The organism is Xanthomonas bonasiae, from assembly GCF_017163705.1.
Taxonomy (GTDB): Bacteria; Pseudomonadota; Gammaproteobacteria; order Xanthomonadales; family Xanthomonadaceae; genus Xanthomonas_A; species Xanthomonas_A bonasiae.
The window spans coordinates 1-13489 of the sequence record NZ_JAFIWB010000040.1 but is presented as its reverse complement, the minus strand read 5'-3'; the positions used below and the strand labels follow the sequence as shown (position 1 = coordinate 13489).

Genomic DNA, 13489 nt, shown 5'->3' with positions numbered 1-13489 from the left:
GCGCCTGGCCGCAGCGTGGCAGGCGGCACAGCCGGTTCATGCCCTTCTGGCTATACTCGGCGCATGAGCACATCGTTCCGTCATCCGATCCGTATCGCCCTGTTCGGCGCCGCCCTGCTGGCGCTGTCCGGGTGCGGCAACAAGGGCCCGCTGGTGATGCCGCAGAAGCCGGTTCCGGTGGAAGCCGCACCGGCCGCCGCGCCCGACGCGACGCCGCCCGCCACCACCGATCCGGCCGGCCAGGCGCAGCCGGTCGATGGCCAGCAGAAGCCGACCGACGACACCAGCACCACGCCCACCGATGGGAATGAGTGAGGCCAGCGTCGCGGCGCGCCTGCGCTTTTCCAAGATGCAGGGCGCGGGCAACGATTTCGTGGTGCTCGACCTGCGCGACGGCACTCCGCCGCCGGACGCAGCGCTGGCGGTGCGCCTGGCCGACCGCCATTTCGGCGTCGGCTGCGACCAGCTGCTGACCATCGAAGCGCCGCGCACTGCCGAGGCGGTGGCCAGCTACCGCATCTGGAATACCGACGGCAGCCTGGCCGGGCAGTGCGGCAACGGCGCGCGCTGCGTCGCCGCCTGGCTGGTGCGCGACGGCGCCGCCGGCAGCGATCCGTTCGTCATCGACAGTCCGTTCGCCTCGCATCGCATCGAACGCGGCGCCGACGGCCAGTTCGCGGTGGCGATGGGCGTGCCGCGCTTCGCCCCGGAGGACGTTCCGCTGATCGGCTTCCCGCGCATGCGCGAGGAGTATGTGCTGCCGCTGCAAGGCGGCAGCGTGCGCTTCGGCGCGGTGTCGATGGGCAATCCGCATGCGGTGCTGGAAGTGGGCCTGGTCGATGCGGCGCCGCTCGAACGGCTGGGGCCGTTGCTGCAGCAGCACGCGTCGTTTCCCGATTCGGTCAATGTCGGCTTCGCCCAGGTGATCGACCGCGGCCATGTGCGCCTGCGCGTGTACGAGCGCGGCGTCGGCGAGACCCTCGCCTGCGGCAGCGGCGCCTGCGCGGCCGCGGCGGTGCTGATCCAGCGCGGCCGCGTGGACCGCGACGTGCGCGTGGTGCTGCCCGGCGGGGAGCTGCACATCCGCTGGCCGCACGACGCGGCGCCGGTGGTGATGTCCGGGCCGGCCGCATTCGTTTTCGATGGGGAGTGGATCCGATGAGCGAGACCCAGGACAAGATCGGCGCGCACGAAATCGCCGCATGGCTGCGCCGCCATCCGGCGTTCCTGAAACAGTTCCCCGACCTGGCGCTGACCCTGGTGGTGCCGCGCGACGACGGCCCGACCGCGTCGCTGGCGAGCTACCAGCTGGAAGTGCTGCGCGACAAGAACCGCGAGCTGTCGCGGCGCCTGTCCGAGCTGGCCGGCAATGCCCAGGTCAACGAGCGCCTGGCGGTGCGGACCCATCAGCTGACCCTGGCGCTGATGCGGCAGACCAGCGCCGCCGACAGCGTGCGCGCGATGGCCGCGTCGCTGCAGGAGGATTTCCAGGGCGACCTGGTCAGCATCGTGCTGCTGTGGCCGGTGCCCGGGCTGGAGCAGGCGCCGTGGCTGCAGATCCTGGCGCAGGACGATCCGCGGCTGGCGCCGTTTCGCGACTGCCTGAAGGACGGCGAGCCGATCTGCGGCCGCCTGCAGCCGGAAAAGCAGGCGCTGCTGTACGCCGAGCGCGTCGAGGACGTGCAGTCCACCGCGCTGCTGCCGTTGCCGGGCGTGGGCCTGCTCGCGGTCGGCAGCCGCGATCCGAACCGCTTCTATCCCGGCATGGGCACCTTGTTCCTGCGCATGATGGGCGAGTCGCTGACGGTGGCGCTGCAGCGCTTCGCATGAAGGGCGGGACGCGGGACTCGGGACTCGGGACTCGGAAAAAGCGCGCCGACGCGCGCGCCGATGCGTCGGCTGTTGATGCCGAATCCCCAATCCCGAATCCCCAATCCCGGTTCCTCAGCTATCTGCAGGTCGAACGGCGCATGTCCGCGCACACCCTGGACGCCTACCGCCGCGATCTCGCTGCGCTGGCGGCCTGGGCGGCGGACAATGCCGGCGGCGACATCGCCGCGCTCGGCGCCGAGCAGCTGCGCCATTTCATCGCCGCCGAGCACCGCCGCGGGCTGTCGCCGAAGAGCCTGCAGCGGCGCCTGTCGGCGTGCCGCAGTTTCTATGCGTGGTTGCTCAAGCATGGGCAGATCGCCGCCAGTCCGGCCGCCGCGCTGCGCGCGCCGAAGGCGCCGCGCAAGCTGCCGCAGGTACTGGACGCGGACGAGGCGGTGCGCCTGGTCGAAGTGCCGACCGACGTGCCGCTGGGCCTGCGCGACCGCGCACTGCTGGAACTGTTCTATTCCTCCGGGCTGCGCCTGAGCGAGCTGTGCGCGCTGCGCTGGCGCGACCTGGATTTCGCCAGCGGCCTGGTCCGCGTGCTCGGCAAGGGCAACAAGCAGCGGCTGGTGCCGGTCGGCTCGCACGCGCGCAAGGCGCTGCTGGAATGGCAGGCGGAGACCAAGGCGGCGGCCGAGGCGCCGGTGTTTCCGGGCCGCGGCGGCGCGCCGATCGGCGCGCGCGCGGTGCAGATCCGGATCAAGCAGCTGGCCGGGCGCCAGGGCCTGTTCAAGCACGTGCACCCGCACATGCTGCGGCACAGCTTCGCCAGCCACATCCTCGAATCCTCCGGCGACCTGCGCGGCGTGCAGGAACTGCTCGGCCACGCCGACATCGCCACCACGCAGATCTACACCCACCTGGATTTCCAGCACCTGGCCAAGGTCTACGACGCCGCGCACCCGCGCGCCAGGCGCAAGTCGTGACCGGCTGAACGCACGGACGCGGTAAGTCCGTCCGTTCGCGCGCTTGTTCTGGATCAAGGCGCGCGCCGCTGCGGGCGGGGACACTGTCCGCCGGAACATGCAGCGAGGCAGGTCGATGGCGAAACCCTTTCCGTTGCAACCCGCACATCCCGAGCGGATCTGCTGGGGGTGCGACCGCTACTGCGCGGCGGCGGACCTGGCGTGCGGCAACGGCTCCGGACGCGTCATGCATCCGATCGAATTGCAGGGCGAGCACTGGTACCTGCTGTGGGGCATCGAGCCGGAGCCCGAGCATCCGGGACGCGCGAAGATCGGCGAGGATCGACACGCGCATGCTTGAACGGGAGGCGGCATGCCCCCACACCTGAAGAACCGCTCAGGAGGCCGCATGGACCCCAGTCAGAATCCCAACGTTTTCCACGCCACCACGATCCTGTCGGTGCGCCGCAACGGCCATGTCGCCGTGGCCGGCGATGGTCAGGTGACGCTGGGCCATACCGTGATGAAGGGCAATGCGCGCAAGGTGCGCCGGCTCGGCCGCGACGGCCAGGTGCTGGCCGGCTTCGCTGGCGCCGCCGCCGATGCGTTCACCCTGTTCGAACTGTTCGAGGCCAAGCTCGAGAAGCACGGCCAGCTGACCCGCGCAGCGGTGGAACTGGCCAAGGACTGGCGCACCGAACGCCGCCTGGGCAAGCTCGAGGCGTTGCTGGCGGTGGCCGACAAGGAAACCTCGCTGATCATCAGCGGCACCGGCGACGTGATCGAGCCGGAGGACGGCATCATCGCCATCGGCTCCGGCGGCTCCTACGCGCTGTCGGCGGCGCGCGCGCTGCTCGGCCACACCGAACTGGACGCCAAGACCATCGCGGTCGAAGCGCTGAACATCGCCGGCGACATCTGCATCTATACCAATCGCAACGTGGTGGTCGAGGAGCTGTGATTCGGGAGTCGGGATTGGGGATTCGCAAAAGCGCTCCTTTCCCTGTGCTCGGACACGCCTCGATCGTTCCTACTCCGCTCTTACGAATCTCCAATCCCCAATGCCCAATCCCGACACCTCAACCATGACCCCGCGCGAAATCGTGCAGGAGCTGGACCGCCACATCGTCGGCCAGCACGACGCCAAGCGCGCGGTGGCGATCGCGCTGCGCAACCGCTGGCGGCGCATGCAGCTGCCCGATGCGCTGCGCAACGAAGTGATGCCCAAGAACATCCTGATGATCGGCCCCACCGGCGTCGGCAAGACCGAGATCGCGCGGCGCCTGGCGACATTGGCCAATGCGCCGTTCGTCAAGGTCGAGGCGACGCGCTTCACCGAGGTCGGCTACGTCGGCAAGGACGTGGAGCAGATCGTGCGCGACCTGGCCGACACCGCGGTCAAGCTGTATCGCGAACAGGCCAAGACCCGCGTGCGCACCCAGGCCGAGGAGCGCGCCGAAGACCGCATCCTCGACGCGCTGCTGCCGCGGCGCAGCGCCGGCATCGGCTTCGATCCGGAAGCCGCGCGCAACGAGCCCTCGGCGCAGGACAACGACACCCGCAGCAAGTTCCGGCGCATGCTGCGCGCCGGCGAACTGGACGAGCGCGAGATCGAGCTGGACGTGGCGGTCAACGTCAGCATGGACATCATGACCCCGCCGGGCATGGAGGAAATGGGCCAGCAGCTGCGGCAGATGTTCTCCAACCTGGGCGGCAGCAAGTCGCAGTCGCGCAAGCTGACGATCAAGGCGGCGCGGCCGCTGCTGATCGAGGAAGAGGCGGGCAAGCTGGTCAACGAAGAAGACGTGCGCGCCGCGGCGATCGAGGCCTGCGAGCAGCACGGCATCGTGTTCATCGACGAGATCGACAAGGTCGCCAAGCGCGGCGAGGCCGGGTCGTCCGGCGGCGACGTGTCGCGCGAAGGCGTGCAGCGCGACCTGCTGCCGCTGGTCGAAGGCTCCAACGTCAGCACCAAGTACGGCACGGTCAAGACCGACCATATCCTGTTCATCGCCTCGGGCGCGTTCCACCTGGCCAAGCCCAGCGACCTGATCCCGGAGCTGCAGGGCCGCTTCCCGATCCGCGTGGAACTGTCGGCGCTGTCCAAGGACGATTTCATCCGCATTCTCACCGAGCCGAAGGCGGCACTGAGCAAGCAGTACGAAGCGCTGCTGCTGACCGAAGGCGTGACCCTGAGCTTCACCGAGGATGCGATCGACCGCCTTGCCGAGATCGCGTTCCTGGTCAACGAGCGCCAGGAGAACATCGGCGCGCGGCGCCTGCACACGGTGCTCGAGCGTCTGCTCGATGCGTTGAGCTTCGAGGCGCCGGATCGCGACGGCCAGAGCGTCGTCGTCGATGCCGCCTACGTCAACACGCACCTGGGCGAGCTGGTGCAGGATCCGGATCTGAGCCGTTACATCCTGTAACTCCGGCGTGCCGGCTGGGCGCAGGCGAGCCTGCGCCGCAGTGCGCGCAACTACTTGCTTGCGGTCGGTACAGTTGTGGGAGCGACTTCAGTCGCGATGGGCTTTCCTGGGAAAGCTGCGTCGCGACTGAAGTAGCTCCCACAGAATTCATCTGCAAACCGGAGATGCAGGAACGCACGCCTCGCAGCGCGACGGCGCTGCTGGCTAGTATGCGGCCACGAATGCCTGCCAGGGCATCGGTCTCCGGAACCCTGTAAGGAGCGGCTTCAGCCGCGACCGGGCGTTACCGGTAACGCCCGGTCGCGGCTGAAGCCGCTCCTACAGGGTTCGTGGCGGTGCCCCCCCCACGCTCAGTACAGCGGCGTCCCCGCCTGGTACGCAGCCACGAATCCCTGCCAGTCCAGCTGCACCTGCGCCGCATAGTCGAACGCGAACTGGCGCAGTTCCGACTTCAATCCGCTCTTGCTGCTGGCCGCGGCATCGATCTGCTTGTCGATGCTGTAGCTCACCACCGCCGGATCGTAGTCCTGGTCGGACAGCGCGTGCGCCGAGGCCAGCGCCTGGCCCAGGTAGGTGGCGGCGGTGGCCAGCTTGCCGGCGCTGCTCATCGCGGTCGGGTCCAGGTCTTCCTGGAACGGCGATTTCTCGTGCACGTAGAACGGCACGCCTGCGACGCTGGCGTAGCCGATCAGCACGTCGGCATCCAGGGTCTGCGCCTTGGCGGTGCGCGCCACGCGCTCGCCTTCGTGGTTGTCGTAGCTGGAGGCGGGCATCTGCGACGGCGCGGCGACGGCGACCACGCTGGCCGCTTCCTGCTTCCATTCCAGAATCACGTCGTCGCCGGTCGAACTGCTCGCGCCTTCGACCAGCACGTACAGGCGCTGCCGGCCCAGGCTGCCGGTGCCCGAACCGAGCTTCTGGCGCACGTCCTTGATCGTGTAGTAGCTGGTCGCATAGCGCTTGGATGCCGCGATGGACGCCACATAGCCGTTCATCGCGCTGGCGACCGCCGCGTAGGTGGCGCTGTCCACCGCGACCAGGTTGTCCAGATTCTGGAACGTGCGCTTGCCGCCGCTGACCGCGGTGTATTTGCCGAGCAGGCTGCTGCGGCTCTTGCCGTCGGCGCTGTCGATGGCCTTGGCCACCACGCCGCTGGTGTTGCTCTTGGCCAGCTGGAAACTCTTCTCGGCGTCGCTGCCCTTGAAGTCGCCGATCTTGTCCAGGTAGGCACCGACCATCGTTTCGATCGCGCTGCCGATGTCGCTGTCGGACAGGCCGTTGTCGCGCCCGGCCAGGACCATGCTCGCCGCCAGCCGGCGCAGGTCCCACACGTACTGGCCGAGATGGCCTTCGTCGAAGTCGGCGACCTTGAACACCGCCTTGCCGCTGCTGTCGCGCGCGGCGTCGAAGTTGCCGATGTGGGTGTCGCCGCCGAGCCAGGTGTAGCCGGTCTGCGGGCTGGTCCACAGCGAGGCCGGCAGGGTCTTCATGTCCTGGTAGAACAGATGGTCGGTGCCACGATAGAACGCGTAGGCGCTGCCGGCCATCGTCGCCATCTTGGTGTCCAGCTCGGCCTGCTGCGCGGCATAGGGATGGTTGTAGTCGTGGATCTGCTGCACCACCCAGGCGTCGCGCTGGCTCGCGGCGGTGGCGCAGCCGGCGGTGGCGGCGAGGATCAGGCCGATCAGCAGCAGGCGCGGCAGGCGGGTGGGCATCGCAGGTCTCCAGGCGCGGACAGGGCGACCAGTCGAGCATGCCGGCATTGCACGGCGATGAATCCGGGGCCGGGCCGACCCGGCGCGGGCGTCGCTACAGATAGCGCAGCCAGGCCAGGTCGCGGCGGCGCGCCTTCAGTCGCGCGAACGCCGCCACCGGCCAGTACAGCGCCACGCCCAACACCGCGGCGATCGCCCACAGCGCCGCGACACTGTCCACGCCGAACAATGCGCCGTGGTTCGCCCCCCAATACGCCAGCGCTGCCAGGTACAGCAGCCTCAGCACGTACAGATGCAGCAGGTAGAAGAACATCGGCGCCGCGCCGATCACCGCCAGCGGCGCCAGCGCCCGCGCCAGCCGCGGTTGTTCGTACAGGCGCAGCAACAGCAGGCCCACGCCCAGGGTCAGCAGCAGGAACAGCAGCGACGGCGGGTACTTGGTCAGGTTGAAGAAGCTCATCGCGGTGTGCGCCACGTCGGCCTGGTCGCGCCAGGGCGCATCGCCGTAGCCGTTGTGCCAGCGCAGCAGGTGGAACAGCGCCAGCGCGCCGAGGCCGCAGGCCAGCAGGCGCTGCCGGCGTTGCGCCGGCGCGGTGCCGGCGCCGTACCAGGGGCCGGCCGCATAGCCCAGCGCGATCACCCCGATCCACGGCAGCAACGGATACGAGGTGCGCACGCGCATGTCGCCCAGTTGCAGCCAGCCGCGGTCGTGCAGGACGGCCCAGGCCGTGGCCAGCGGACCGTCGCCGGGCACGTGCACGCCGTCGAGCAGGTTGTGTCCGGCCACCAGCAGCGCGCCGAGCAGCGCCAGCAGCGGCCGCGGCAGCCACAGCGACGCCGCCAGCGCCAGCATGCTCAGCCCGATCGCCCAGATCACCTGCAGGTACAGCACCTGCGGTGGGAACGAGAGGGTCCAGGCGAAGTTGACCAGGGTCAGTTCCAGCACGATCAGGAACAGCCCGCGCTTGAGCAGGAACGCCGCCGCTGCCTTGCGGCCATGCGGCTGCCGCGCCGCGTACAGCCACGCCGACAGCCCGGTCAGGAACACGAACACCGGCGCACACAGGTGCGCCAGCACGCGCGCCACGAACAGCGCCGGGGCGGTGGTTTCCACGTCCACCGGATCGCCGATCGGGTGGTGCAGGTAGAACGTCTCGCGCACATGGTCGAGCAGCATCAGCGACATCACGGTGCCGCGCAGCAGATCGATCGAGGCCAGGCGCGAGGATGTGGGGGAAAGAGCGGGGGAAGCGGAAGACATGCGCTGCGGTTCGTGTCAGTATTGAAATAATATAACATTTCTTTTTGGGTGCTTCGCTCCATGCCGCCACGTTCGCCGCAGTCGCTGTCCTTCGTCGCCGCCTTGCTGGCCGGCCTGAGTGCCGGTCCGGCCGATGCCGATGCGGTGCTCGACGCCGCGTCCGAGCCCGCCGAACTGGACACGGTGCGCGTGGTCGGGCGCCGCGATTCGGGCACCTACTACGCCGATGCCACCCAGGGCAGCAAGACCGAGCTGAGCCTGCGCCAGCTGCCGCAATCGGTGCGGGTGCTGCCGCGGCAGGCGATCGACGACCTCGGTGCGACGCATCTGGACGGCACCCTGGACTACGTTGGCGGCATCTCGCGGCAGAACGGCTTCGGCGGGCTGTGGGACAACTTCGCGGTGCGCGGCCTGCCCGGCAACGAGAACACCGGCAGTGCGACCCTGCTCAACGGCCTGGCCGGCAACCGCGGCTACAACGCGCCGCGCGACACCGCCAACATCGAGGCGATCGAGTTCCTGAAAGGGCCGGCCGCCGCGCTGTACGGCAGCAGCGAGCCCGGCGGCACGCTCAACATCGTCACCAAACTGCCGCAGTGGCGGCCGGCGACCGCGCTGGAACTGTCCGCCGGCAGCCACGACGCCTACCGCGTCGCGGCCGACAGCACCGGGCCGCTGGGCGACAGCGTCGCCTACCGGCTCAACCTCGCCGCCGAGGACAGGCACAGCTTCCGCGACGTCGTGCGCACGCAGCGCCGTTTCCTCGCGCCGGCGCTGACCTGGCGCCTGGGCGAGGCCACCACGCTGGACTACAACGGCGAATGGCTGCGCCACCGCGCGCCGCTGGACCGCGGCGTGGTCGCGGTGCGCGGCGACCTGCGCGCGCTGCCGCGTTCGCGCTTCCTCGGCGAGCCGGGCGATGGCGACGTGCAGGTCGAGAACCGCAATCACCAGCTGCAGCTGCGGCACGCGTTCTCCGACACATGGAGCGGGCTGCTCGCCGCGTCGCGGCGCGACGCCAGCCTGCGCGGCTACTCCACCGAACCCAGTGCGGTGCAGGCCGATGCGCGCACGCTGTGGCGGCAGCGGCGCTGGCGCGACTTCGCCTCGCGCGACAGCGCGCTGCAGGCCGAACTGCGCGGCCAGGTGCGCAGCGGGACCTGGCGCCACGACCTGCTGGTCGGCATGGAGGCCTACGACTTCGTGCTCGATCAACGCATGCTGCGGGTCCGCCCCAGCGCCGCCGCACCGTATGCGCTGGACCTGTTCGCGCCGGTCTACGGCCAGGCGCCGCCGACGCCGCTGCCGTTCGTCGATACCCACGAGCGCCAGCGCAACCTGGCGCTGTACCTGCAGGATGCGGTGGCGTTGAACGCGCAGTGGACGCTGCTGCTCGGCCTGCGCCACGACCGCTACCGGCAGGCGCTGGAGGATCGCCGCAGCGGCGGCCGCTACGCGCAGACCCCGGCCAGGACCACGCCGCGCATCGGCCTGAGCTATGCGCCGGGCGAGCAGTGGTCGTGGTACGTCAATGCGGGGCGTTCGTTCCGCCCCAACAACGGCTCCGACGTCTGGTACGGCACCGGCACCAGCACCACCCCGGCACCGGAGAGCGGCCGCGCGCTGGAGCTGGGCGGCAAATGGCAGGCGCGCGATGGACGCCTCGGCGGCACGCTGGCGCTGTACGAGATCGTCAAGGACAACGTGCTCACCGGCGATCCGCGCAATCCGGGCAACCAGATCGCCGCCGGCCGCGTGCGCAGCCGCGGCGCCGAGGCCGATCTGTCCGGCCAACTGAGCGCGCACTGGCGGCTCAACGCCAGCGCGTCGTGGAACCGGGTGCAGGTGCTGCGCGACAACACGCTGCAGGTCGGCGGCAGCCTGATCAACGTGCCCAAGCTCAACGGCAGCGTGCTGGCGGTGCACGAGACGCCGCTGCCCGGCGGTGGCCTGCTCGGGCTCGGCGGCGGCATCACCCATACCGGTGCGCGGCTGGCCGAGGCCTATACCCAGGCGCAGGCCGACGCCGGTATCGCACCGGCGCGGTTGCCGGCCTACACCGTGGCCAAGCTGCTGGCGTACTGGCGCATCGACGACCGGCTGCGCGTGTCGCTGGACGTGGACAACGTGTTCGACCGGACCTACTACACCAGTTCGGTTGCGGCGACGCCGTGGGTGGCCGTGGGCGCGGCGCGCACGGTCAGCGCCGGCGTGCAGTACCGGTTCTGAGCGCGGCGGCGCTTCAGTCCTCGCCGATGTCCTCGTTCCACACGTCCGGATTGGCCGCGATGTAGCCGCCGAGCAGGTCGATGCATTCCTGGCTGTGCAGGTCGATCACGGTGACCCCGCTGTCGCGCAGCCAGTCGATGCCGCCCTGGAAGGTCACCGATTCGCCGACCACCACGGTGCCGATGTTGAACTGCCGCACCAGGCCGCTGCAGTACCAGCACGGCGCCAGCGTGGTGACCATGATGGTGTCCTTGTAGCGGCGCTGGCGCCCGGCCTTGCGGAACGCATCGGTCTCGCCGTGCACCGACGGGTCGCCTTCCTGCACGCGGCGGTTGTGGCCGCAGCCGAGCAGGCGGCCGTCGTTGTGGTACAGCGCCGCGCCGATCGGGATGCCGCCCTCGGCCAGGCCCTGGCGGGCCTCGGCGATGGCGGTGTCGAGCAGGGCGCGGTAGTCGGGCGTGGCGATCATCGGAGGCGTTCCTTGGCGGGAGAGCGCCATAGTGCGCATGGCGGCGCGGGCTGTCATCACCGCAAGCCGGGCGCGGGGCAGGGCGGCTGCGGTGGCGGCGACTTTGCGAGCGCCGGCCCGCGCGCCGCATCAGCGTTCCAGCGGCGCGCGCATGCGGCTTTACTTACCGCGCGAATGGGTCTATGAACGCTCTACCCCCATCCCCCGCATCACCGGCTCGGCGCAGGCCTGGCTGCAGAAACGCTGTTGTCCGATTGCAGGAGACACGCGATGCGCACCACGATGTGGAAAGGGCTCGGCGGGCTGGCCGTGGCCGCGGCAGGGGTGGCGACCGGCGCGCAGGCGCAGGCCCAGGACCAGGAAAAGGCGCAGGGACTGCAATGGAGCGACGGCGCGGCCAGCGCCTCGCTCTACGGCACGCTGGATATCGGCTACGTCGGCCGCCGCGGCGGCAACGGCGCAGTTGCCGACATGGGCACCCAGAACGACCTGCAGAGCGCCGCCGGTTCCGACGGCAGCAATGTCGGCCTCAAGCTCGGCTACGACCTGGGCAACGGCACCCGCCTGATCGGCGAGGTCGAGGTCGGCGTGGACCTGACCGGCGACAAGGATGCCGGCAGCGGCGGCGATACGTTCTACACCCGGCATGCCTGGCTGGGCGCGACCGGCGGCTGGGGGACGCTGCTCGGCGGCACCGTCGACGGCGGGCGCGCCGCGGTGCTCAAGCAGTACGATCCGTTCAAGGGCCGGTCGGTCGCCAGCGCCGGTTCCCTGCAGGTGGTGGTGTCCCGGGCCAAGGACGCGGTGGTCTACGTCACTCCCACCTGGCGAGGCCTCAACGCCACCTTCGCCTATACGCCGAATCTGCTCGGCGTCAGCGACCGCGACAGCCGCAGTCCGCTGTATGCGGTGATCCTGGCCTACAGCAACGGACCGCTGAGCCTGGGCTACGACCACGAAGAGGAATGGTGGAACGACGTGCCCGGCTTGACCCGGCTCAGGATCAACCTGTTCGGGGCCAGCTACGACGTCGGCCCGATCAAGCTGTACGGGTTCTACGAACGCATCGACATCCAGCAGCCGTTCGACGTCGCCGCGCTCGGCTTCTATCACGAGCACAAGGGCTATCTGCTGGGCTTCACCGCGCCGATGGGCGCCAACGGCCTGTGGAAGGCGGCCTGGAGCCGGCGCGATTCGTCCTACGTGGACAACACCTGCAACAAGTGGGGCGTGGGCTACCAGCACGCGCTGTCGCCCAAGGCCTATCTCTACGCCGACTACGCGCGGATCGACAACGGCGCCGGCGGCACCTGCACGATCGCCTACAGCAACGAGCAGACCTCCGCCGACCTCGGCCAGGGCGACGCCGGCGGCTACGGCATCGAGGGCGTGGACGTCGGCCTGGTGCTGAAGTTCTGAGGGTCGCGCCCAGCGGCCGCGCGCGCCGCACCGCGCGCGGCGCGGACGCGGGCGTGCGATCGCCGGGCGGCGGCCGCGTGGCCGGCGGGCCCGGTCGGTCGGCGCAGCGGCGGCTGCGACCGGACGCCGCAGACCATGACGGCGCCAGCAGTGCGATAATCCCCGCCATGAGCGAATCCCCCTACAAGTCCGGCACCACCCATTTCGGCTTCCGCGACGTCGCCGCCAAGGACAAGCAGAAGCTGGTCGGCGAGGTGTTCACCTCGGTCGCCGGCAACTACGACCTGATGAACGACCTGATGAGCCTGGGCATCCACCGAGCCTGGAAGCGCTATTTCGTGGCCACCGCGCAGGTCAAGCCGGGCGACCGCGTGCTCGACCTGGCCGGCGGCACCGGCGACATCGCCGCGCTGCTGAAGGAGCGGGTCGGCGACGACGGCGCGGTGGTCCTGGGCGACATCAACGCCGGCATGCTGTCGGTGGGCCGCGACCGGCTGACCAACCGCGGCCTGGTCGCGGGCCTGGACTACGTGCAGTGCAACGCCGAGGCGCTGCCGTTCCCGGACCAGAGCTTCGACCTGGTCACCATCGCCTTCGGCCTGCGCAACGTCACCGACAAGGACGCGGCGCTGCGCGAGATGTACCGGGTGCTGAAGGTCGGCGGACAGGCGCGGGTGCTGGAGTTTTCCGAGGTCACCGCCGACTGGTTCAAGCCGATCTACGACTTCCATTCGTTCAAGATCCTGCCGCGCCTGGGCAAGCTGTTCGCCAAGGATGCCGACAGCTACCAGTACCTGGCCGAGAGCATCCGCAAGCATCCGCCGCAGGACGCGCTGAAGGGCATGATGGCCGAGGCCGGCTTCGCCCGCAGCCACTACAAGAACCTGACCGGCGGCATCGTCGCGATCCATTCGGGCTACAAGATCTGAGAAGCCGGGATTCGGGATTGGGGATTGGGGATTCGTAAAGCGGGGGCAATGCGCTCTTTGCGAATCCCCAATCCCCGAATCCCCGCTTTTCCACAGCCGAATGGCTGGTTATCCCAGCCTTCAAGGTAAACTTCCGGTTTCCCCGAACCGGTGCTGTCCGCCATGCGTTCCCCGTTCCTGTTGTTGTCCCTGGCCGCGGTCATCGCGACCGGTTGTTCCCGCGAAGCGCCCACCGAGGCCGCCGCTCCCGCCGCCAAG

At 69.7% G+C, this 13489-nt stretch carries 13 protein-coding genes; 10 read left to right on the top strand and 3 right to left on the bottom strand.

Annotated features, from left to right (window positions below; all coding sequences use genetic code 11):
* Positions 1–63: 63 nt before the first annotated feature.
* The 7 genes from lptM to hslU all read left to right on the top strand — a co-directional run bounded on the left by lptM (position 64) and on the right by hslU (position 5209).
* The gene (lptM, locus tag JR064_RS21710) at positions 64–315 is read left to right on the top strand and encodes an LPS translocon maturation chaperone LptM (RefSeq protein ID WP_185815221.1); all 252 of its coding nucleotides are present in this window, start codon (positions 64–66) and stop codon (positions 313–315) included.
* Complete coding sequence (gene dapF, locus JR064_RS21705) at positions 308–1162, top strand: diaminopimelate epimerase (RefSeq protein WP_206231106.1); 855 nt, start codon at positions 308–310, stop codon at positions 1160–1162. The genes lptM and dapF overlap by 8 nt, the downstream gene beginning before the upstream one ends.
* Positions 1159–1830, top strand: coding sequence for a DUF484 family protein (locus JR064_RS21700; protein WP_206231105.1), 672 nt, complete (start codon positions 1159–1161; stop codon positions 1828–1830). The genes dapF and JR064_RS21700 overlap by 4 nt, the downstream gene beginning before the upstream one ends.
* Positions 1831–1970: 140 nt before the next feature.
* The gene (gene xerC / locus JR064_RS21695) at positions 1971–2801 is read left to right on the top strand and encodes a tyrosine recombinase XerC (protein ID WP_241093222.1); all 831 of its coding nucleotides are present in this window, start codon (positions 1971–1973) and stop codon (positions 2799–2801) included.
* 43 nt (positions 2802–2844) lie between these two features.
* Positions 2845–3141: a DUF3079 domain-containing protein gene (locus tag JR064_RS21690; protein WP_241093221.1), complete on the top strand. Its 297-nt coding sequence runs from the start codon at positions 2845–2847 to the stop codon at positions 3139–3141.
* 48 nt (positions 3142–3189) lie between these two features.
* On the top strand, positions 3190–3741 hold the full coding sequence (gene hslV, locus JR064_RS21685) for an ATP-dependent protease subunit HslV (RefSeq protein WP_003465879.1): 552 nt from the start codon (positions 3190–3192) through the stop codon (positions 3739–3741).
* A 100-nt stretch (positions 3742–3841) separates the two neighbouring features.
* Positions 3842–5209: an ATP-dependent protease ATPase subunit HslU gene (hslU, locus tag JR064_RS21680; protein ID WP_206231104.1), complete on the top strand. Its 1368-nt coding sequence runs from the start codon at positions 3842–3844 to the stop codon at positions 5207–5209.
* 350 nt (positions 5210–5559) lie between these two features.
* Here the strand turns inward: hslU and JR064_RS21675 are convergent, their stop codons facing one another.
* Positions 5560–6924 (bottom strand): DUF2252 domain-containing protein, encoded by a 1365-nt coding sequence (locus JR064_RS21675; protein ID WP_206231103.1) that lies wholly within the window; start codon positions 6922–6924, stop codon positions 5560–5562.
* A 94-nt stretch (positions 6925–7018) separates the two neighbouring features.
* Entirely contained in the window at positions 7019–8185 is a 1167-nt protein-coding gene (locus JR064_RS21670; RefSeq protein WP_206231102.1) for an acetyltransferase domain-containing protein, read from the bottom strand.
* A gap of 60 nt (positions 8186–8245) precedes the next feature.
* Here JR064_RS21670 and JR064_RS21665 point away from each other — a divergent pair, with 60 nt between their 5' ends.
* Entirely contained in the window at positions 8246–10414 is a 2169-nt protein-coding gene (locus JR064_RS21665) for a TonB-dependent siderophore receptor (RefSeq protein ID WP_206231101.1), read from the top strand.
* Positions 10415–10427: 13 nt separating this feature from the next.
* On the opposite strand, the gene JR064_RS21660 is transcribed toward JR064_RS21665, so the two are convergent.
* Complete coding sequence (locus JR064_RS21660; RefSeq protein ID WP_179567409.1) at positions 10428–10883, bottom strand: nucleoside deaminase; 456 nt, start codon at positions 10881–10883, stop codon at positions 10428–10430.
* A gap of 270 nt (positions 10884–11153) precedes the next feature.
* Between JR064_RS21660 and JR064_RS21655 the strand changes: the two genes are divergently transcribed.
* The gene (locus JR064_RS21655) at positions 11154–12302 is read left to right on the top strand and encodes a porin (protein ID WP_179567407.1); all 1149 of its coding nucleotides are present in this window, start codon (positions 11154–11156) and stop codon (positions 12300–12302) included.
* Between the two features lie 167 nt (positions 12303–12469).
* Positions 12470–13231 carry a bifunctional demethylmenaquinone methyltransferase/2-methoxy-6-polyprenyl-1,4-benzoquinol methylase UbiE gene (gene ubiE, locus JR064_RS21650; protein WP_179567405.1) on the top strand — a complete coding sequence of 254 codons (762 nt, stop codon included), beginning with the start codon at positions 12470–12472 and terminating at the stop codon, positions 13229–13231.
* Positions 13232–13489 lie beyond the last annotated feature (258 nt).